At 65.4% G+C, this 19,742-nt stretch carries 22 protein-coding genes; 17 read left to right on the forward strand and 5 right to left on the reverse strand.

The genetic code is table 11. The features are described from left to right. Positions 1 to 112 precede the first annotated feature (112 nt). The 6 genes from truA (at position 113) to argF (ending at position 5,840) form a co-directional block, all read left to right on the forward strand. Positions 113 to 889, forward strand: a complete 777-nt coding sequence (gene truA, locus ACP16H_RS10355; RefSeq protein ID WP_425072209.1) for a tRNA pseudouridine(38-40) synthase TruA — start codon at positions 113 to 115, stop codon at positions 887 to 889. A 47-nt stretch (positions 890 to 936) separates the two neighbouring features. Beyond that, complete coding sequence (locus tag ACP16H_RS10360; protein ID WP_425072210.1) at positions 937 to 1,344, forward strand: hypothetical protein; 408 nt, start codon at positions 937 to 939, stop codon at positions 1,342 to 1,344. Next, positions 1,344 to 2,030, forward strand: a complete 687-nt coding sequence (locus ACP16H_RS10365; protein ID WP_425072211.1) for an HTTM domain-containing protein — start codon at positions 1,344 to 1,346, stop codon at positions 2,028 to 2,030. Before ACP16H_RS10360 ends, ACP16H_RS10365 begins: the two co-directional genes overlap by 1 nt. Positions 2,031 to 2,256: 226 nt before the next feature. Further along, complete coding sequence (locus ACP16H_RS10370; RefSeq protein ID WP_425072212.1) at positions 2,257 to 3,399, forward strand: amidohydrolase; 1,143 nt, start codon at positions 2,257 to 2,259, stop codon at positions 3,397 to 3,399. Positions 3,400 to 3,633: 234 nt separating this feature from the next. Further along, positions 3,634 to 4,809, forward strand: coding sequence for an aspartate aminotransferase family protein (locus ACP16H_RS10375; protein WP_425072213.1), 1,176 nt, complete (start codon positions 3,634 to 3,636; stop codon positions 4,807 to 4,809). A gap of 104 nt (positions 4,810 to 4,913) precedes the next feature. Further along, positions 4,914 to 5,840 carry an ornithine carbamoyltransferase gene (argF, locus tag ACP16H_RS10380; protein ID WP_425072214.1) on the forward strand — a complete coding sequence of 309 codons (927 nt, stop codon included), beginning with the start codon at positions 4,914 to 4,916 and terminating at the stop codon, positions 5,838 to 5,840. Between the two features lie 64 nt (positions 5,841 to 5,904). Here argF and ACP16H_RS10385 read toward each other — a convergent pair whose 3' ends face one another. From ACP16H_RS10385 to hrpB, 3 genes are all read right to left on the reverse strand, one after another. Further along, the gene (locus tag ACP16H_RS10385) at positions 5,905 to 6,168 is read right to left on the reverse strand and encodes a hypothetical protein (protein WP_425072215.1); all 264 of its coding nucleotides are present in this window, start codon (positions 6,166 to 6,168) and stop codon (positions 5,905 to 5,907) included. A 95-nt stretch (positions 6,169 to 6,263) separates the two neighbouring features. Beyond that, the gene (locus tag ACP16H_RS10390) at positions 6,264 to 6,473 is read right to left on the reverse strand and encodes a hypothetical protein (protein ID WP_425072216.1); all 210 of its coding nucleotides are present in this window, start codon (positions 6,471 to 6,473) and stop codon (positions 6,264 to 6,266) included. Between the two features lie 167 nt (positions 6,474 to 6,640). Beyond that, the gene (hrpB, locus tag ACP16H_RS10395) at positions 6,641 to 9,118 is read right to left on the reverse strand and encodes an ATP-dependent helicase HrpB (protein ID WP_425072217.1); all 2,478 of its coding nucleotides are present in this window, start codon (positions 9,116 to 9,118) and stop codon (positions 6,641 to 6,643) included. A 425-nt stretch (positions 9,119 to 9,543) separates the two neighbouring features. Between hrpB and meaB the strand changes: the two genes are divergently transcribed. The 6 genes from meaB (at position 9,544) to ACP16H_RS10425 (ending at position 13,294) form a co-directional block, all read left to right on the forward strand. Then, a complete protein-coding gene (meaB, locus tag ACP16H_RS10400; protein WP_425072218.1) occupies positions 9,544 to 10,530 on the forward strand; it encodes a methylmalonyl Co-A mutase-associated GTPase MeaB in 987 nt (328 codons plus the stop codon). After that, a complete protein-coding gene (locus ACP16H_RS10405) occupies positions 10,527 to 11,312 on the forward strand; it encodes an alpha/beta hydrolase (RefSeq protein WP_425072219.1) in 786 nt (261 codons plus the stop codon). Before meaB ends, ACP16H_RS10405 begins: the two co-directional genes overlap by 4 nt. A 152-nt stretch (positions 11,313 to 11,464) precedes the next feature. Further along, positions 11,465 to 11,758, forward strand: coding sequence for a 50S ribosomal protein L28 (gene rpmB / locus ACP16H_RS10410; protein WP_425072220.1), 294 nt, complete (start codon positions 11,465 to 11,467; stop codon positions 11,756 to 11,758). A 165-nt stretch (positions 11,759 to 11,923) separates the two neighbouring features. Further along, entirely contained in the window at positions 11,924 to 12,262 is a 339-nt protein-coding gene (locus tag ACP16H_RS10415; RefSeq protein WP_425072221.1) for a hypothetical protein, read from the forward strand. Between the two features lie 39 nt (positions 12,263 to 12,301). Next, entirely contained in the window at positions 12,302 to 12,790 is a 489-nt protein-coding gene (locus ACP16H_RS10420) for a copper chaperone PCu(A)C (RefSeq protein WP_425072222.1), read from the forward strand. 51 nt (positions 12,791 to 12,841) lie between these two features. Next, complete coding sequence (locus tag ACP16H_RS10425; RefSeq protein WP_425072223.1) at positions 12,842 to 13,294, forward strand: low molecular weight protein-tyrosine-phosphatase; 453 nt, start codon at positions 12,842 to 12,844, stop codon at positions 13,292 to 13,294. Here ACP16H_RS10425 and ACP16H_RS10430 read toward each other — a convergent pair. Next, the gene (locus ACP16H_RS10430; protein WP_425072224.1) at positions 13,283 to 13,483 is read right to left on the reverse strand and encodes a CTP synthetase; all 201 of its coding nucleotides are present in this window, start codon (positions 13,481 to 13,483) and stop codon (positions 13,283 to 13,285) included. The two genes, ACP16H_RS10425 and ACP16H_RS10430, sit on opposite strands and share 12 nt — an antisense overlap. A 235-nt stretch (positions 13,484 to 13,718) precedes the next feature. Here ACP16H_RS10430 and ACP16H_RS10435 point away from each other — a divergent pair, with 235 nt between their 5' ends. Continuing rightward, positions 13,719 to 14,099 (forward strand): hypothetical protein, encoded by a 381-nt coding sequence (locus tag ACP16H_RS10435; protein ID WP_425072225.1) that lies wholly within the window; start codon positions 13,719 to 13,721, stop codon positions 14,097 to 14,099. Positions 14,100 to 14,164: 65 nt separating this feature from the next. Continuing rightward, positions 14,165 to 14,779, forward strand: a complete 615-nt coding sequence (locus tag ACP16H_RS10440; protein ID WP_425072226.1) for a DUF488 family protein — start codon at positions 14,165 to 14,167, stop codon at positions 14,777 to 14,779. A 960-nt stretch (positions 14,780 to 15,739) separates the two neighbouring features. Here the strand turns inward: ACP16H_RS10440 and lepA are convergent. Continuing rightward, positions 15,740 to 17,545 (reverse strand): translation elongation factor 4, encoded by a 1,806-nt coding sequence (gene lepA, locus ACP16H_RS10445; protein ID WP_425072227.1) that lies wholly within the window; start codon positions 17,543 to 17,545, stop codon positions 15,740 to 15,742. Between the two features lie 153 nt (positions 17,546 to 17,698). On the opposite strand from lepA, the gene ACP16H_RS10450 reads away from it, so the two are divergent. From ACP16H_RS10450 to ACP16H_RS10460, 3 genes are all read left to right on the forward strand, one after another. Continuing rightward, on the forward strand, positions 17,699 to 18,835 hold the full coding sequence (locus ACP16H_RS10450) for a hypothetical protein (RefSeq protein WP_425072228.1): 1,137 nt from the start codon (positions 17,699 to 17,701) through the stop codon (positions 18,833 to 18,835). A 103-nt stretch (positions 18,836 to 18,938) separates the two neighbouring features. Beyond that, positions 18,939 to 19,259, forward strand: coding sequence for a hypothetical protein (locus tag ACP16H_RS10455; protein ID WP_425072229.1), 321 nt, complete (start codon positions 18,939 to 18,941; stop codon positions 19,257 to 19,259). Between the two features lie 87 nt (positions 19,260 to 19,346). Then, positions 19,347 to 19,742, forward strand: a complete 396-nt coding sequence (locus tag ACP16H_RS10460) for an arginine transporter (RefSeq protein ID WP_425072230.1) — start codon at positions 19,347 to 19,349, stop codon at positions 19,740 to 19,742.

Raw genomic sequence — 19,742 nt, forward strand, 5'->3', positions numbered from 1 at the left:
GGGGGCCGCGCCCCCCGGCGCCGCGGGGGGGCGGGGGGGGGGGGGCGCCGCCCCCCCGCCCCCCCCGCCGGTCCGATTGCGCAGCAATCGGAAACCGCTTATGCGACACCTCATGCCCAGATACGCCCTCCTCATCGAATACGACGGCCGTCCCTTCGCCGGGTGGCAAAGGCAGGCCGAGCACCCCTCGGTCCAGCAGGCCATCGAGGAGGCCCTGGCGAAACTCGAATCGCGCGCCCATACCATCGCCGGGGCCGGACGGACCGATGCGGGGGTCCATGCGCGCGGGCAGGTGGCCAGCGTGGACATGGAGAAGGACTGGGACCCGTTCCGCCTGTCCGAGGCGCTCAACTATCACCTGAAGCCCGCCCCGGTGGCCATTCTCGACTGCGCGCAGGTCGATGACGACTGGCACGCGCGGTTCAGCGCCATCGAGCGGCGCTACCTGTTCCGGTTGCTGACTCGTCGTGCCCCCGCCACGCTGGAGGCCGGGCAGGTCTGGCGGGTGAACCATGCGCTCGACGTCGAGGCCATGCGCGAAGGCGCGCAGTACCTGCTGGGCAAGCATGATTTTACCACCTTCCGGGCGGTCATGTGCCAGGCGCAGTCGCCGGTGAAGACGCTGGACGTGCTGGACATCGTGCAGGTCGAGGGCTTTGCCGGGCCGGAGATCCAATTCACCCTGCGCGCGCGGTCCTTCCTGCACAACCAGGTGCGCTCGATCGTCGGCACGCTGGAACGCGTCGGTGCCGGGGCCTGGCACCCCGAGCGGGTGCGCGAGGCGCTGGAGGCCTGCGAGCGCGCTGCCTGCGGGCCGGTCTGCCCGCCGGACGGACTTTACCTCACCGGGGTGGGCTACCCGGACGACCCGTTCTCAACCCGGTCTTAAGCCGCCCGGCCTAGAGTCCTTGCCGAAGGCAGGTCTTGGGAGGGCGGATGCTGCATGTTCTGAAACTCTTGCTGCCGGCGCTGATCCCGTCGTGGCGGTTCTTTCGTGCCGTAGCACCCAGCCCGCGCGTCGAACGGCGGGTGTGGACCTATGGGCGGCCAGGGCCGTGGCAGGAGGTTTATGAACGGCCCGAAGACGTGTCTTTTGGCACCATGCTGCGGCGGATGCTGTGGAACCCGGAATGGAACGGGGCGCTGTTCCTTGTCACCCTGTCGGAGCGGCTGGTCGAGCATGGTTCGGACCATGCCGCGCGCGAAATCCTGCGCCGCGCGGCAGAGGGTGTCAGCGGCGAGCGGGTGCAGGTGCGGCTGGTGTTCGTCCGGCTGGAGGGCGGGCAGCTGCTGCGCGAGGTGCTTTACCAGAGCGCCGAGGTCCCGATGGCCGAGGCGCGCTGATGGGGTTCGATCTGGCGGTGCGTGTGACGGAGGTGCTGCTGGCGCTGGTGCTGGTGCAACAGAGCCTCGAGCAGATGGCGGTGGACCCTGCGGCGCGGGTCTGGCTGGCGCTGCGGCTGGCTTTTTGCGCGGCCTTGCTGGCGGGGCAGGGCTGGGCGGTCTGGGGGCTGATGGCGCTGGGGCTGTGGTGGCTGAAACGCTATGACGGGCCGTTCAACGGCGGCTCGGACAAGATGACCCTGCTGGTGCTGGCCTGCCTGAGCGGGGTCGAGGCCGCGTTGGCCCTGGACCGGACCTTCTGGGCCGAGATGGCCTTTGGCTACCTGGCGATCCAGTTGGTGCTGAGTTACTTCATCTCGGGGCAGGTGAAGCTGGTGAACCCGGCGTGGCGGCGGGGCGAGGCGTTAAGGGAGGTGTTCCTCTATTCGGCCTATCCCGTCAGCGAGCGGCTGCGCGGGCTGGCCGAGCGGCGGCTGGTGACCTTCTGGGGCGCATGGGTGGTGATGCTGGTGGAGATGGCCTTTCCGCTGTTCCTGCTGCATCCGCTGGCGCTGGCGGCGGGATTGACGCTGGCGGCGGGTTTTCATTTCTCGAACGCCTGTCTGTTCGGGTTGAACCGGTTCTTCTGGATCTGGCTCTGCGCCTTTCCGGCGCTGATCTGGTTGCAGGGGCGGTTGGTGGGCTAGGGCTGCGTTTTCAGGGCGGGTATGGCGGGGAATCCCCGCCCTACGCATGTTCCGGGGGCCTGTGCGTGGTGAGGGTGCGAGGGGGCTCTGCCCCCGTCCGCCTGCGGCGGACTCCCCCGAGGTATTTGGGTCAAGATGAAGGGTAAGGGGGCCGGTGGTCTGCAACGGGGTTGTCGGCGCGGGCGGCGCGTGGTTCGCTTGGGGCGCGGTTGGCAGGGGAGGCGAGATGGCGGGTCTGGGCGTGAGCGAGGTGGATGTGGTGCAGGCGACGGCCTTGCGGCGGGCACTGCATCGGGCCCCGGAGGTGTCAGGCGACGAGGCGCGGACGGCGGAGATGATGGCCGGGCGGATGCGGGCGCTTGGGGCCGAGGTTGTCACCGGGCTGGGCGGTCATGGTGTGGCGGCGGTGTTCGGCGCGGGGGCGCGTTGCCTGATGGTGCGGTGCGAGCTGGATGCCCTGCCCATCGTCGAGACGGGGCGGCCCGAATGGCGGTCCGGCGTCACCGGCGTTGCCCATCTGTGCGGCCATGACGGGCATATGGCGATACTGGATGCGGTGGCCGCGGTGCTGGCGCGGCAGGCGCCGGGGTGTCGGGTCGTGTTGTTGTTCCAGCCCGCCGAGGAGACCGGCGCCGGCGCGGCGGCGGTTCTGGCCGATCCGCGCTGGCAGGCTTTGGGTGTCGAGATGGCCGTGTCCCTGCACAATATGCCGGGGCTGCCGCTGGGCGCGGTTGCCTTGCAGTCGGGGCCGGTGAACTGCGCCTCGCGCGGGTTGCGCATCGCGCTGGAGGGGCGGACGGCCCATGCATCGCAGCCTGAAGCGGGGCGGTCGCCGGCGCTGGCGCTGGCGCGGCTGATCCCGGCACTGGGGGCCTTGTCCCGGGACTTGCCGACACAGGATGCGGGCTTTCGGTTGGCGACGGTGACCCATGCGCGGCTGGGCGAGGCGACTTTTGGCGTTGCGCCGGGGCGGGCAGAGATCAACGTCACCCTGCGCACCTTGCTGGATGGGCAGATGGCGGCGCTTGAGGCGGAGGCGCGGGCGCTGGTGGCCGAGGCCTCGGAGGGGTTCGACGTGACGATCACGGTGCACGAGGCCTTTGGCCATTGCGTGAACGCGCCCGAGGCGGTGGCGCTGCTGGAAAGCGCCATAGACGGAATGCAGCGCGTGGACAGCGGTCTGCCCATGCGGGCCTCCGAGGATTTCGGGCGCTTCGGCGCGGCGGTGCCCTCGGCCATGTTCCTGCTGGGCGCGGGAGAGACCTGCCCGGCCCTGCACAACCCGGACTACGATTTCCCCGATGACCTCATCGCGATCGGAGCGGGCGTGTTCCTGCGCGCGATCGCGGCCTTTGCGGCACAGGGCTGACGGCGGGGCGGGCACCGCCACGGGATTTCCCTTGCCAAACGCGCGCGAAACGCGCATGACGCGCCCCATGACGACGATGACGCACATCCGACGAGCCTGAAAGCTCCTCCCCTCCCCCGATCCGTTCGGGGGCCGTCCTTTTCGTCCGTTTCTCCCATCGCAACTTGACAGCCCTCCGGTGCCTTGCCACCAATCGGGCCTCTCCCTTCGGGGTTATCCAACGAGGATAGTGACATGACCTCTTCCGTCCTGCCGACCTACAACCGCGCGCCGCTTCACTTCGTGAAGGGCGAGGGCGCATGGCTGATCGAGGAGGACGGCCGCCGATTCCTGGACCTTGGCAGCGGCATCGCGGTGAACGCGCTGGGCCACGCCAACCCGGAGCTGGTTCAGGTGCTGACCGACCAGGCGTCGAAGCTGTGGCACGTGTCGAACCTCTACGAGATCCCGCAACAAGAGGCGCTGGCGACGAAGCTCACCGATGTGACCTTTGCCGACCGGGTGTTCTTTACCAACTCCGGCACCGAGGCCTGCGAACTGGCGGTCAAGATGGCGCGCAAGTACTGGTACGAGAAGGGCCAGCCCGAGAAGGTCGAGATCGTCACCTTCTCCGGCTCCTTCCATGGCCGCTCCACCGCAGCCATCGCGGCGGCAGGGTCGGAAAAGATGGTCAAGGGCTTCGGCCCGATCCTCGGCGGCTTTGTCCATGTCGCATGGGGCGACCACGAGGGCCTGCACAATGCGGTGAACGACACCACCGCCGCCATCCTGATCGAGCCGGTACAGGGCGAAGGCGGCATCCGCCCGCTGCCCGACCAGTGCCTGCAAGGGCTGCGCAAGCTGTGCGACGAGAAGGGGATCCTGCTGATCCTCGACGAGGTGCAATGCGGCATGGGCCGGACGGGCCGCCTGTTTGCCCATGAATGGGCGGGCATCACCCCCGACATCATGATGGTGGCCAAGGGCATCGGCGGCGGCTTCCCGCTGGGCGCGGTGCTGGCCACCGAAGCGGCGTCGAGCGGCATGGTCCCCGGCACCCATGGCTCGACCTATGGCGGCAACCCGCTGGGCTGCGCCGTGGGCAAGGCAGTGGTGGACCGCATCGCCGACCCGGCCTTCCTCGACGGCGTGCGCGCCCGCGCCCGCACCCTGCGCCAGAAACTCGAAGGCCTCGTGGCCGCCCACCCCGACACCTTCGAGGAGGTGCGCGGCATGGGCCTGATGATCGGCCTCAAGACGAAAATCGCGCCCGCGGATTTCGTGCAGGCGGGTTACAACGCCGAGGTCATCACGGTTCCGGCCGCGGACAACATCGTCCGCCTTCTGCCGCCGCTGAACATCACCGAGGACGAGATCGCCGAGGCCGTCACCCGCCTCGACCGTGCCGCCACGGCCCTCGAGACCAGGTGACCCACGCCACCAAAGAAGCGCTCCTGTTGCTTCTTTGGTTTTCCAAATACCCTCGGGGTCCGGGGCAGAGCCCCGGTTCCCCGCTATCCGAAAAGACCTGACCGATGAACCACTTCCTCGATATCCACAAGACCGACAAGACCGCGCTGCGCGCCATCATCGACGACGCCCGCGCGGTGAAACAGGCCCGCGACGGCCTGCCAAAGGCCGCGCCAGACGCGGAGCTGCCGCTCAAGGACCGCATGGTCGCGCTGATCTTCGAGAAACCCTCGACCCGCACCCGCACCTCCTTTGACGTGGGCGTGCGGCAGATGGGCGGGCAGACCATGGTGCTGTCGGGGTCCGAAATGCAGCTGGGCCACGGCGAGACCATCGCCGACACCGCCCGCGTGCTGTCGCGCTATGTCGACATGATCATGATCCGCACCTTCGACGAAAGCGTGCTCGAGGAGATGGCGGAATACGCCTCGGTCCCGGTCATCAACGGGCTGACCGACCGCACCCACCCCTGCCAGATCATGGCCGACGTACTGACCTTCGAGGAGCATCGCGGCCCCATCGCGGGCAAGAAGGTCGTCTGGTGCGGCGACGGCAACAACGTCTGCGCCTCCTTCCTGCATGCCGCCGGGCAGTTCGGCTTTGACCTGACCTTCAGCGGCCCGGTGCAACTGGACCCGGAGCCGGAGTTCGTCGGCTGGGCGCGGCAGCAGGGGTCGACTGTGACCATCGAGCGCGACGCGATGAAGGCCGTCGAGGGCGCGGACCTCATCGTCGCCGACACCTGGGTGTCGATGCACGACGCGCAATCGGCACGCGAACGCCGCCACAACATGCTGCGCCCCTACCAGGTCAACGCCGCGCTGATGGCGCAAGCGGGCAAGGACGCGCTCTTCATGCACTGTCTGCCCGCCCACCGCGAGGAAGAAGTCACCTCCGATGTGATGGACGGCCCGCAGTCGGTGATCTGGGATGAGGCCGAGAACCGCCTGCACGCCCAGAAGGCCATCATGAAGTGGTGCCTTCAGGGCTAAGCGCCACGCTGTCACGCAGGTAGGTCGGGGTTAACCCCGACCTACGGTTAGGCACGCGGGTGCCTCAATACACCGCCTGCGCCAGCCAGTAGACGGTGCCCGCCCAAAAGGCAGGGACAACGATCCAGACCAGCGCCCAGACCAGCGGGCGCGCGGGGTGCTGGTCCTCATAGGGGCGACGCCCCCGATAGCGCACGAAGGGCGCGGGTGCGGTCATGGGGCGGGCTTCGCCGCCTTGCCTGCCGGTGATGGGGCCAACCGTGGCCAGCCCGAAACGGGACATGGCCTGCTGGTCCAGAAACGACTCGGTCAGCGGTGGATGGGGCATTTCGGCTCCTGCTCTCGGTGTCCGGTGCCGCCACTTTGCCAACGCTTGGTTAAGAAAACGTGGTTTTCCCGGCAGCGTGGCCGGAAAGCCACGCCTCAGAACAGGCGGTCAACAGCCCAGACCACCGTCATTGCCCACGTCAGCGGCACGACGACCAGAACGATGCCCCAAGCCAGCACAGGCGCGGCAGAACTGCTTTCCTGTGGGCGCAGCGAGGCGGCTGCGGCCTGATAGGGGCGTGTATCAAAACGGCCGATCCCACGTCCCGTGCGGGAATACCTGTTCTCCGGGGCAAGCATCATCATTTTCCTCGCATTTTAACAATCGAGGCGAACGTGACTCCGCGACTCTGAATCCCGTGCTAGGGAGTCGCGGCCAAAACCGGGCGATTCCGGGCGCATTCGGTGCATTCGCGGAGTTTCGCGCATGATCGGCGCCTGATAGCCTGAGGTCGCGCGGGTTTGCGCGGGTCTCAGGTGCCGCGCGGCTTGGCCCGCAGGGTGGGGTCGGCCTCGGTCGGGTCCTCGGGCCAAGGGTGGCGCGGGTACTTTGCCCGCATGTCCTTGCGCACATCGGCGTAAGAGCCCGACCAGAACCCCGGCAGGTCCATGGTGGTCTGCACCGGACGCTGTGCCGGGCTGAGCAGCGTCACCTTCAGCGGCGTGCGCCCCACCATCGGATGCGTCTTCTGCCCGAACATCTCCTGCAGGCGGAGGCTGATCTCGGGGTGATCCCCCGAGTAGTCGATGGGGATCTGCCGCCCCAGAGGCGTGGTGAAGCTGCCGGGAACGGCACTGTCGAGCGCCTGCATCTGCCCCCAGTCGAGCCGCGCCCGCAGGGCGGGCAACAGGTCGAACTTCTTCCAGTCGTCGGCAGTCTTCACGCCCGACAGGTAGGGCAGAAGCCAGTCGTCGAGACTGGCCATAAGCGCCTCCATGGAAATATCGGGCAGGTCGTGGCCCGCCTCGCGCGCCAGCGCCACACGGGCGGTGAACCGGCGCGCGGCGTCCGACAGGGTGAGGCCCAGATCGCGCACACCGTCCAGCATGGCGCGGGCGATGGCCTCGCCTGGCGCGTCCTTCCAGATGCGGTCATCCAGCGCGATGGCACCCAGCTTTTCCTGACTGCGGGCCACCACGCGGCGCTCGCGTTTCGACCATTCGCAGCTGTCGACCCAACCGATCCGGTCGGCAAACAGCCCGCGAATTTCCGACAGGGAAATGGCGATCGCCTGCCGGATCTTCGCCTCGCGCGGGTTGCCGTCGGTGTCGGTGACGACAATCAGCCGCTGCCCCGCCAGCGGGTCGGCATCCTCCATCACGGCCCCCTTGCCGCCCGAGAGCTGAAAGCGCGCGGCATCGCCTTTCCGGCGCAAACCGATGCGGTCGGGATAGGCCAGCGCGGCCATCTCGGCGGGGCTGCGTTTACCTTCCTTAAGAATCCGTGAATTTACCGGATCTTTACCAGTTATCCTCACGCTCTGCCTGAGGCGCCTTGTTTCCGTTCGAATGCGCTCCAGCGTTGATCTGTGGATAACATACGGTTTTTCCACAGAAAACCGTTTCGGGTCCAGAACGGCCTCCAGCCGCAGGGAGAGGTCGGTGGGCGCTCCTGTGAGTGGATCACGTTCCGACAAGATTGCCGCCAAGGTTGCGCCATCGGGACCAGAGAGTTGCAGCATATGTGCAAGTCTGGGGTGAAGCGGAAGTGTGGATAACAGCTTGCCGTGGTCGGTGATCCGGCCTGAACCGTCCAGGGCGCCCAACATCTGCAACAGCGCTGTGGCCTCGCTGAACGCGCCTTCGGGCGGATTCGTGAGAAATGGAAGGTCAGAGGGCGTGGCCCCCCAAAGCGCCAGCTCCAAGGCCAGCCCAGACAGATCGGCGGCCTCGATTTCGGCGGGAGGGTAGGGGCTTAGCGCGCCTTCCTCACCCTTGGTCCACAGCTTGTACGCCACGCCCGGCGCAACACGTCCCGCCCGGCCCGCGCGCTGCGTCGCCTCAGCGCGCGTCACCCGCTCGGTCACCAGCCGCGACATTCCGGACCCCGGATCGAACCGCGCCCGCCGCGCGCGGCCGCCATCCACCACCACGCGGATGTCCTCGATGGTCAGCGAGGTCTCGGCAATCGACGTCGCCAGCACCAGCTTGCGTCCGGAGGTCTCGGGGCGGATCGCGGCGCGTTGCGCGGCCAGTTCCATGGCGCCGAACAGGGGCCGGATGTGGGTCGTCGCGGGCAGCCGGTTTTTCAGCAAGGCCTCGGTGCGGCGGATCTCGCCCTCGCCGGGAAGGAAGGCGAGGATGCCGCCCTCTGTCTCGGCATGGGCCTGTGTGACGAGGTCGGCCATGGCCTCCTCGAAACGCTGGCGTTTGCCCAAGGGCGCGGCCAGCCAGCGCGGCTCGACCGGAAAGGCGCGCCCTTCGGAAGTGACGACGGGCGCGTCCATCAGGTCCGCAACCGGACCGGCGTCCAGCGTCGCGGACATGGCGAGCAGGATCAGGTCGTCGCGCAACGCCCCCGCGATCTCGAGGCACAGCGCCAAGCCGAGATCGGCGTTCAGCGACCGCTCGTGGAATTCGTCGAAGAGAACCGCGCCGACGCCGGTCAGTTCCGGGTCGGACTGGATCATGCGGGTCAGGATGCCCTCGGTGACCACCTCGATGCGGGTGGCTTTCGAGGTCTTCGACTCGCCACGGATGCGGTAGCCGACCGTTTGGCCGGGTTCTTCGCCCAGCTGTTCCGCCAGCCGCTGCGCCGCCGCCCGCGCCGCCAGCCGCCGCGGTTCCAGCATGACGATGCGGCCCGGGGTCAGCCCCGCCTCAAGCATCGCCAGCGGCACGCGCGTCGTCTTGCCCGCGCCGGGGGGCGCTTGCAGAACGGCCCGCCCACGGGCGCGCAACGCGGCGATCAGGTCGGGGAGAGCGGCGTCTATGGGCAGGGTCTGGGACATGCGCCCCTTATCCATAGCCCGGAACCGCTGGCAAGCCCGGCCATGTCGGGGGGCTTCGGTGCAGGCGGAGGGAATCCCACGGCAAGCAGCCTCTGGCCGGCAGGACATCGTCTGGGAACGAGGCGGAAACATTGGTCAGGTGGGGTGGGCCGTCGAGGTGCTGAGCATCGCGCGACAGGCGGCCAGGTCGATCGTGTTGTTGCCGGAGGGAGGGCCCGCGACGGGATCTATGTCATCTATATCGCTCCCGTCGCCCATGGTGCGCAAAGCGCCGAGAGCTTCGGCCATCTGCGCCCGGGCCTGAACCCGTCACGATGTCATTGGTCATGTGGTTGACGCGGACACCCACGTCTGTGGGGCTGCGGTTCATGGGTGCGACGCGTGCGCTCTGGACAACCGCGACGAGGGCGGGGCAAACAGACGACATGGATATCGACGATCTCAAGACCCGCATCCTTGCCGGCGAACGCCGCGCGCTGGCCCGTGCCATCACCCTGGTCGAAAGCGGTCGGGCGGATCATCGCGCCGAGGCGGTGGCGCTGTCGGATGCGCTGAAGGGACCGGTGCAGGAGATGGGCCGCGAGGCGCTGCGCATCGGCCTGTCGGGCACGCCGGGCGTTGGGAAATCCACCTTCATCGAGGCCTTTGGCATGATGCTGACGGCGCAGGGGCTGAAGGTCGCCGTGCTGGCGGTGGACCCGTCCTCGGCGCGCTCGGGCGGGTCGATCCTTGGCGACAAGACGCGGATGGAGCGGCTGTCGCGCGACCGCAATGCCTTCATCCGGCCCTCGCCTTCGCAGTCGCAACTGGGCGGCGTGGCACGGCGCACGCGCGAGGCGATCGACCTTTGCGAGGCGGCGGGCTTTGACGTGATCCTGATCGAGACCGTGGGCGTCGGCCAGTCCGAGACCATGGTGGCCGAGATGTGCGACCTCTTCCTGTTGCTGCTGGCGCCTGCGGGCGGCGACGAGTTGCAGGGGGTCAAACGCGGCATCATGGAGATGGCGGACATCCTGCTCATCAACAAGGCCGATGGCGAGCTGAAGCGGCAGGCGATCCGCACCTGTGCCGATTACGCGGGGGCGCTGCGCCTGCTGCGCAAGCGGCCGCAGGACCCGGAGGGCTTCCCCAAGGCGCTGACCGTCTCGGCGGTCGAGGAAGACGGGCTGGACAAGGCCTGGGCCGAGATGACCGCGCTGGCGGACTGGCGGCGCGAGACCGGCCATTTCGCCGGGCGGCGCGCGGAACAGGCGCGCTACTGGTTCGAGGCCGAGGTGCGCGACGGCCTGCTGGCGCGGCTGCGTGACGGCGATGCGCGGGCGGCCATGGCCTCGCTGGCCGAGCAGGTCGAGGCGGGGGCGCTGTCGCCAAGCGCAGCGGCGCGGCAGATGCTGGAGGAGCATCTGGCGTGAAACCGCATCCGCTGTTCGAAGGGGAGTTCCTGCGCGGGACGGTCTTTCGGCCACGGCGGAAGAAGCTGTTCGTGACCTTCCGGCAGCGCGTGGGTGATCCCGGTTCGTTCGAGGATGCAAGCCCGGTGATGGGTTTCGTCACCGACGGTTACGCGCATCTGCACCTGCAATCGCGCTGGAACGACTGGTTCATCAATCCCGAAACCGAGGCGCTGGAAGCGGCCATGGCGCGCTTTGTCGGGCGGTATGACGAGGTGGTGGCCATGGGGTTCTCCATGGGCGGCTACGGCGCGCTGCGCTTTGCCCGGGCGCTGAAGGTCGACCGGGTGATGGCGATCTCGCCGCAGGTGTCCATCGACCGGGAGGTGGTGCCCTTCGACAAGCGGTATCGCGCGGAAGGGCAGGGCTGGGACGGGCTGCGCGGGGCGTTGATCGGGACCGAGGCGCGCGGCGCGGTGCTGGTGGACCCGTTCAAGCCGCTGGACGTGCGGCACGGGCGGATGATCTGCGCGCTGTTTCCGCGTCTGGAACTGGTCATGCTGCCCAACGGCGGCCACCCCGCCACGCGCGCGCTGAAGCAGGGCGGGCGATTCGACTGGCTCAAGACGGAACTGGCGGGCGGGCTGCCCGATCCGCAGGAGATCGCGCGCGTGCATCGCGAGGTCCGGCGCAAGTCCGAAAGCTACTGGCGGCACCTTGCGCAGGTGGCCCGCTGGCGCGGGCGCGAGGCTTTGGCCGAGGTGGCCGAAGCCCGCGCAAAAGCCCTGTTGGAGAGGGCTTGACGATTCTGCCCGTTCCTCCTAGAAGCCCTCGATACGAGATTCCGGGCGCCCCCCGCAGATACAACGGGCGGCGCCTTTTGATATTGGCGCGGCTTGGTTTTCGCAAGGGACAGACCTTGTGGGGGTGGGCCGACAGACGTGAGGACAATGCGATGTCGCGAGTTTGCGAACTGACCGGCAAGGGCCCGATGACTGGCAACAATGTCAGCCACGCCAACAACAAGACCCGTCGGCGTTACCTGCCGAACCTGAACGACGTGACCCTGCAGTCGGAAACGCTGGGTCGCGGTGTGAAGCTGCGCATCTCCGCGCATGCTCTGCGGTCGGTCGACCACCGCGGTGGTCTGGACAAGTTCCTGGCCAAGGCAAAGGACACCGAGCTGTCCGACCGCGCGCTGAAGGTCAAGAAAGAGATCGCCAAGGCGCAGGCTGCAACCGCAGCCTGATCTTTCGCTGATTTTGTATGACAGCCTCGAACGGTGACGTTCGGGGCTGTTTGCATTTGTCTGGCATGAGTGAGATCGGGTGTTGAGACTGTCCAGTGAGACTGGGCGACGATTTGCCCGGTGACAATGCCCGCGATTGGCTTTAGATCGGCTGCGATGAATGTGATGCGACCCCTGATTGCGCTGTTTGTGGCGCTGACGCTGGCGGTAACCAGCCTCTCGGCCGGTGTGGCCCGAGGGCAGGCCGCTCCTGCAGGGGTGATCGAGCTTTGCCAGGGGCTGACGACCGTCTCTGTCGCGGTGGATGCGGATGGCGCGCCGGTCAGCCATGTTCATCTGTGTCCCGATGGCGTGATGTCCCTGCTGGCCGGAATCGCTCCGGTCGTCGTGGTCGCGGCGCCGAGCCCTGTCTGGGATACGCTGGATCGGGAACTTGGGGCGCAGGTTCTGGCGGCGCAGGCCGCGCCGAGGGGCGTGGCGCGGGGACCTCCTTCTTTGGTTTGATTGCCAAAACGCTAATCAAACACAGAAAAGGATATGGAAATGTTCAAGACCATTCTTTCGGGCGTCGTCGCCCTGACCCTCGCCGTTCCTGCTTTTGCGGAGATCACGATCGTGGACCCCTATGCCCGCTCCGCTGGCAAGATGGCCAAGGCGGGTGCCGCGTTTTTCACCATTGAAAACAGTGGAGATGAGGCGGATCGCCTGATCGACGCAAAGTCCGATATCGCGGTGAAGGTCGAGTTGCACACGCACAAGGACATGGGTGATGGCGTCATGAAGATGGTGCATGTGCCGGAAGGTTTCGTTGTACCCGCAAATGGCACGCACGCGCTGGCGCGCGGCGGTGATCACGTGATGTTCATGGGGCTGAAAGGCGAAATGAATCAGGGGGATACGGTGTCTGTCACCCTCGTGTTCGAGAAGGCGGGGGAGATGGTTGTCGAGGTTCCGGTGGATCTGGAGCGGCAGGATGGCCATATGATGGGTCAGGGCCATGGCAAGATGCATGGCATGAAGATGGGCAACTGAGCCTGATGGGCGGGGCCTTTGGTCCCGCCTTTTTCGTTTGGGGACAGGGGTTTGGGAATGCGCGTGCTGTTTGTCTGCCTCGGCAACATCTGCCGTTCACCCTCGGCCGAGGGGGTGGTGAGGGTTAAGGCGGGTCTGCGCGGCGTTAACCTGGATTTGGACAGCGCCGGGACGGGGGCCTACCACGTCGGCGAGCCGCCCTATGGGCCGATGCAGAGTGCTGCGATTGCAAGGGGTTATGACCTGTCGGGCCTGCGGGCGCGGCAGGTCGTGCGGGCGGATTTTGCCCGCTTTGACCTGATCGTGGCGATGGATGCCGCGAATTTCGCGCATCTGGAGGGCATGCGGCCCGAGGGGGGCGCGGAGGTGCGGTTGTTCACCGACTACGCGCCCGGGTGCGGGACGGACGAGGTGCCGGACCCTTATTATACAAGGGACTTCGACGGGACGCTCGATCTGATCGAGCGGTGCGCCGAAGGCCTGCTGGACAGCTTAAGCCGCTGATTTTTCATTATTTCCGTAAAGCGCCTTGGCGACGTACCACGCGACGGGGAGCGAGACGACAAAGCCCGTTGCCGCCGCGATCAGGATGGGGATCAGGGTGTCGTAGCCCGCGACGAGGGCGGCGATGATGAGTGATCCGGCAATGGTGGTGGAGATCAGCGAGTAGAGAATGCTGGCGAGGCGGAACATGGGTCAACTCCCGTGTAGATGCGGTTAATCCTACCATATCCTGTATATCTTGATTCTGAGATGTGTTCTTTGACCTGCGTCAATGGACGGGCGCGCGCTGGGTTAACCGTGTCTGCGGAAGGATTTTTTAGGGTGAGTCGTGACCACAAACGGGGGTGTTTGTGGCCACATCTTAACCTTTGGCCGTCCGGGCGTGGTTTGGGGCCCCGGATGAGGCCTCTGACACGGAGGAATCATGGACGTTGAAATCAAGGCAATGAGCATCCGCGAGTTCCGGGCTACGACCTGCGAACAGTTGAGATGGGTCGAGGACACGGGCGCGCAGCTGTGGCTGCAACGGCGGGGCCGGGTGGGCTGTGCCGTGGTGCCGTTCTACCAGGTGAAGGTGCTGGACACGCTGCTGGGCCGCTCGACCGAACAGGTGGTGAATGGCATGCAGGGCGAAGCGCGGCTGTGGGCCGTGGCGAAGCGGATACAGGCGGCAGAGGAACGCGCGCGGGTGCTGCGCGGCGAGGGCGTGGGCGGCGCGGTGCGCTCACGCATGATCGCGCGGATGTTGGAGGAGGGGTATGATCCTTGGGAGCGGGAGGGGGTCCGACGCAGCACCCGCCGATAGGCGGGCGGACCGTCCGGGGGACGGTCCGTGCGGAGGACGGGCGAAGCCCCAAGTAATAGGGCTGAGTGGGCGAAAAGTCGCACAGTTCATCAACATTTCCAAAACAGCTTGAGTCCATTAATCAAAGCATGAGACTCTTCCACGAAAAGCTAAGGGAACAGTTCGTGCGACAGTTATTTACGATCGGCTACGAGGGGGCCGATGTGGAACAACTTTTGGCCACGCTAAGAAACGTTGGGATTGAAGTTCTGGCGGATGTCCGAGAACTGCCGCTATCGCGAAAGCGCGGCTTGTCTAAGCGCGGTCTCGCAGAATCCTTAAGACAAGTCGGAATTGACTATGCACATTACAGGCAGCTGGGTGATCCGAAGCCAGGTCGTGATGCGGCGAAATCTGGCGATTACGAAACCTTCGAACGTGTTTTCTTGGAGCACTTGGATACAGAGGAGGCGCAAGAGTCGCTATCTGATCTTCTTGAGGTTGCGAGAGTTAAAAAAACTTGCATACTGTGTTTTGAGCGGTGTGCGCATGTTTGCCATCGTTCTTATATCGCAGATTTAGCGGCGGCGGCTGGTTTTGAAATCTATAACTTGGTTGCCGACCGCCCTGAAAAGTATCTTAAGGATGGTCTCAAAATCCCGCGTTACAATCCTCGTCAAAGCCTCGCCGCAGCCGAGTAAGAGTTATCAAGAAACCGTCTGCTGTGCAGGGCTGGATCCAAATGGTAATTGGAAACGATTATTTCCAGTGCGATTTCGCCAGCTCAAGGATGAACAAGCTTTTAGGCGTTGGAGTATAGTAGATTTTAGTTATTCTCACCCTCCTCACGATACTAGGGCTGAGAGCTGTAAAGTGCATGAGGAGAGCATCGAGATAAGTGGGTTTGTTTCAGATCGGGAGAAACGAGCCAGCTTGGTGAACCCTGTTGTTCTGGCATCGGAAGTTGAGGCAGCCTCAAAGGGACATAGTCTTACGGCGATACGGCCAACGCAAGTGACTTTCAAGTATAGAAGGCGCTCCGAAACGGAAATCGAGGAGGCGCGGAAGGCTTTCGAAAAACAGGCACGTCAAGCTTCAATGTTCGATAAGGACCTCGATCTGATTGACCCATGTCCTTACGATTTTAAAATGAGTTTCGTCGACGGGGATGGAAAGCGCCGTGAGAAGACTTGTGCTGATTGGGAGACCCAAGCGGCTTTTTTCAATTTAAGAAGAAGCTATGGTGAAGAAGGTGCGCTTAGTCATCTCTCTGAAACATATTGCACTAGGTACGTGGAGACCGGGATTGTCCTCGCACTGGGTAATATTGCCAGTAGGCCGCATGTTTGGCAACTGTTAGGGATATTTTCTCTGCCAGAGCAAGGTCAACTCTCACTGTTCTAGTCGGCTCTGCTGCGGCGGTTGTCATCGGTGGGTTGGAAACCCATCCTAGGGCGGGCCGGAAACGAGAGGCCCCGGCACGGGGGCCGGGGCGTTTGGTTTGGTGAGCGTGGTTCCCGGTCAGGAGAGGGGGCACGCGGAGCCTGGCTGCGCCAGAAGTCGCTCACGTTCAAGGGCGGTGGTGCCCATGTCCACGGTGTGGCTGCGCGTTTTGCTGCGCAAAATCGCTTACGCCACTGGCGACTTAAGATGAATAGCTTTCAGCTATCCATCTTGAGTGCCGAGATAAACGCTTCCTGCGGGATCTCGACCTTGCCGAACTGGCGCATCTTCTTTTTACCCGCCTTCTGCTTCTCCAGCAGCTTCTTCTTCCGCGTGGCGTCGCCGCCGTAGCACTTGGCCGTCACGTCCTTGCGCATGGCGGAGAGGGTCTCGCGCGCGATGACCTTGCCGCCGATGGCCGCCTGGATCGGGATCTTGAACATATGGCGCGGGATCAGGTCCTTGAGCTTTTCGCACATGGCGCGGCCACGCATTTCGGCACGGTCGCGGTGGACCATCATCGAGAGCGCGTCGACGGGCTCGTCGTTCACAAGGATCTGCATCTTCACGAGGTTGTCCTCGCGGTAGCCTTCGAGCTGGTAGTCGAAGGAGGCGTAGCCCTTGGTCACGGATTTCAGGCGGTCGTAGAAGTCGAAGACGACCTCGTTCAGGGGCAGGTCGTAGACGGCCATGGCGCGGCCCCCCACGTAGGTGAGGTCCATCTGGATGCCGCGGCGGTCCTGGCAGAGTTTCAGCACGTCGCCGAGGTATTCGTCGGGCACCATGATGGTGGCCTTGATGCGCGGTTCCTCGATGTGGTCGACGTAGGTGAGGTCGGGCATGTCGGCGGGGTTGTGCAGGTCGCGCCGCTCGCCGTCCTTCATGTAGAGGTGGTAGATCACGCTGGGCGCGGTGGTGATGAGGTCGATGTCATACTCGCGCTCGAGGCGGTCGCGGATGACCTCGAGGTGCAGGAGGCCCAGGAAGCCGCAGCGGAAGCCGAAGCCGAGGGCGGCGGAGGTTTCCATCTCGAAGGTGAAGGAGGCGTCGTTCAGGGCGAGTTTCTCGATCGCGTCGCGCATGTCCTCGAAGTCGTTGGCGTCCACGGGGAAGAGGCCGCAGAAGACGACGGGGATGGAGGGTTTGAAGCCGGGGAGCGGTTCGGTCGCGCCCTTCTTTTCGGTGGTGATGGTGTCGCCGACGCGGGTGTCGCGGACCTGCTTGATCGAGCCGGTGAAGAAGCCGATCTCGCCCGGGCCGAGTTCGGCCACGTCCTGCATCTGGGGGCGGAAGACGCCGAGCTTGTCGACGCCGTACTTGCCGCCGGTGCGCATCATCTTGATGTTGTCGCCCTTGCGGATCGTGCCCTCCATCACGCGGATCAGGACGACGACGCCGAGGTAGCTGTCATACCACGAGTCGATCAGCATGGCCTTCAGCGGCGCATCGGCGTCCTTTTCCGGGGGCGCGGGGAGGCGGGTGACGATGGCCTCCAGCACGTCGGGGATGCCGATGCCGGTCTTGGCCGAGATCAGGCAGGCGTTGGAGGCGTCGATGCCGATGACGTCCTCGATCTGCTCGGCCACGCGCTCGGGTTCGGCGGCGGGCAGGTCGACCTTGTTCAGGACGGGGACGATTTCATGATCCGCCTCGATGGCGGTGTAGACGTTGGCGAGGGTCTGCGCCTCGACGCCCTGCGAGGCGTCGACGACCAGCAGCGACCCCTCGACCGCGCGCATGGAGCGGCTGACCTCGTAGGCAAAGTCCACGTGTCCGGGCGTGTCGATCAGGTTCAGCACGTAGGTGTTGCCATCCTTCGCCGGGTAGTCGATGCGGACGGTGTTGGCCTTGATCGTGATGCCGCGCTCGCGCTCGATGTCCATGGCGTCGAGGAGCTGCGCCTTCATGTCCCGTTCCGCGACCGTGCCCGTGAGCTGGATCAGCCGGTCGGCCAGGGTGGATTTCCCGTGGTCGATATGGGCGACGATGGAGAAGTTGCGGATCAGGTGCTGGGGGGTGGTCATGCCAAGAGGTCCTTCGGGGAAGGGCGTGCGCGTTGATCCGTGCATATGGCGTGGATGGGGGGGAATGGCAAGGCGGCATAGCGTGTTGCTTGCATGGTCTTGTTTGCACCTGTGCCCTGTGTAGGGTGGTCGCGGGAATGTGAGGGGTGAGCGGTGGAGTTCGAGGACCGGGACGCGTTTGAAGCTTGGCTGAAAGGGCAGAGCCAGGAGATCTGCGTGGCGATTGCGACGCGGGCGGCGTTGCGCGTTTGGCCTGTTTTGTGGGCGGATCGATCTTGGCAGGATACGGAAAAAGCCCGGGCGGCGCAGGAAAAGTTTGTTCTCTTGACAGGCTGGTGCAATCTGATTTCGGGGGCTGTGAGTACATATCCAACCCCCGAGATCAAAACCGCCGCCGCCACCGCGGCCACTAAAGCCGCCATCGCCTCCGCCGATGGTTTAGGCTCTAGAACCGCCGCCCTTCTTGACGCCGCCGACGCCGGCAGAGCCGCCGCCAACGCCGCCGCCAGAGCCACCCCAGCCGACGCTGTCAGTGCTGCCACCTACACCGCCGCCACCGCCGCCGCCGCCACCGCCGCCGCCGCCACCGCCGCCGCCGCCGCCGCCGCCGCCGATGCCGCCACCTACGCCGATTGTGGGAGAACGGTGGAGGCGATGTTTGCCGCGCCGCTGTGGCATGAGGCCGGACCGCCAGAAGGGCTTCGACCAGAGGCGCTCGGCCCCTCCCGCCTAGACCGCGACCCGCGTTTCGACTTCTTTCGCCGCTGGTATGACGGGATGACCAAGGGCCTGCCGATGGATTGGGACTTGCAGTCTCGGGTGGCGTTGATCCCGGAAACGGTTTGGAAGGCCGGGGCGGATGAAGTGGCCGAGGCGATTGCGCAGATCGAAGCACTGTTTGCCGTCCGTCAGGCGCTTGGTGATTTGGCGCAGGAGCGCGCGGCGGCTCATGTGGAGGGTCGTCACGGGATCGGCGGGAACAATCCGCCAGAGGAGATCGATGCTGTGGCCGAGGTGCGGGCCAGTCAGACGATCATCTGGGCGGCGGTCGAGGAGATTGCCGAGGAGGTCGAGGCCAAGGAGCCGGACAAGACGCGGGTGGCCCGTGCCTTGGAGGCGATCAAGGCAGCTTTTCTGGTCTGCGCGAAATGGGCGGGTAAGAAGGCCGATTTGGCGATTGATACCGCGATCAAGGACGGAATCGGAGTTGCAATCAAATCTGGCGCTGCCTTGTATGGTTTGGGTCAGTTGATCCAGGCCGTCGAGGCGTGGCTGCCCTTCCTCAAGTGACGGTGGGTTAGAAAACCCACCCTACGGTTAGAGGCTCGCCCACTTCCCCCGCTAACCCCACTTTTACCCCTTTCTGCAAGACTGCCCCCAGATCGGAGGGCAGATGACACAGGCATGGCAGATTGATCCCCCGCGGGAGATCCTCGACAAACTTCTCGCGCTGTACGAGGCAGAGCAGCGCGCGGTGGTGATGGAGCAGACCGGACGGTTGCTGGAGGCCTTTCCCGCCTCTTACACGCTGTGGAAACTCTTCGGCGCGGCGCTCATGTCCGAAGGCTTCCCCGAGCAGGCAGAGCTGGCGTTGAGGCAGGCGCTGGCGCTGCGGCCCGACCTGGAGGAGGCGCAGAAGAACCACGCCATCGCGGACCAGCTGCTGCGCGACATCAGCGCGGCTGCAAGCGCGGAAATGCTCGCGGATTCTTGAAGACCTGCGCGCAATCGGGCATGATACAGCCCGAGGGCAGTCCCCGGACGAGACGGCAAAGCCGCCGCCGGGCGAGAGGACAGGTACATGATACGCATTTTCATTGCTGGCGCGATGCTTGCAACCTTGGCGGCCTGCGGCGGCGGGTCCAAATCGCGGGTGCAATCGACGCATTCCAACACGACGCGCTACGCCGGGCTGAATGTCTCGGTGGAAAGGCAGGCCTTTGCCAGCGGCCCGATCTCGGCCGCCTGCATGGGCGGCGGGCGCAAGGCGGCCAACACGCGGCTTTGCGGCTGCGTGCAAGCGGTGGCGAACCAGACGCTGCGGTCCTCCACCGACCAGCGCCTCGCCGCCAGCTTCTTTGCCGACCCGCACCAGGCGCAGGTCATCCGGCAGTCGGACAACCCCAACCACGAGGCCTTCTGGCAACGCTACAAGGGGTTCTCGGCGCAAGCGGAACGGAGCTGCAGCGGGCTTTGA

It is taken from the genome of Sagittula sp. S175 (assembly GCF_049800975.1).
Lineage (GTDB): Bacteria > Pseudomonadota > Alphaproteobacteria > Rhodobacterales > Rhodobacteraceae > Sagittula.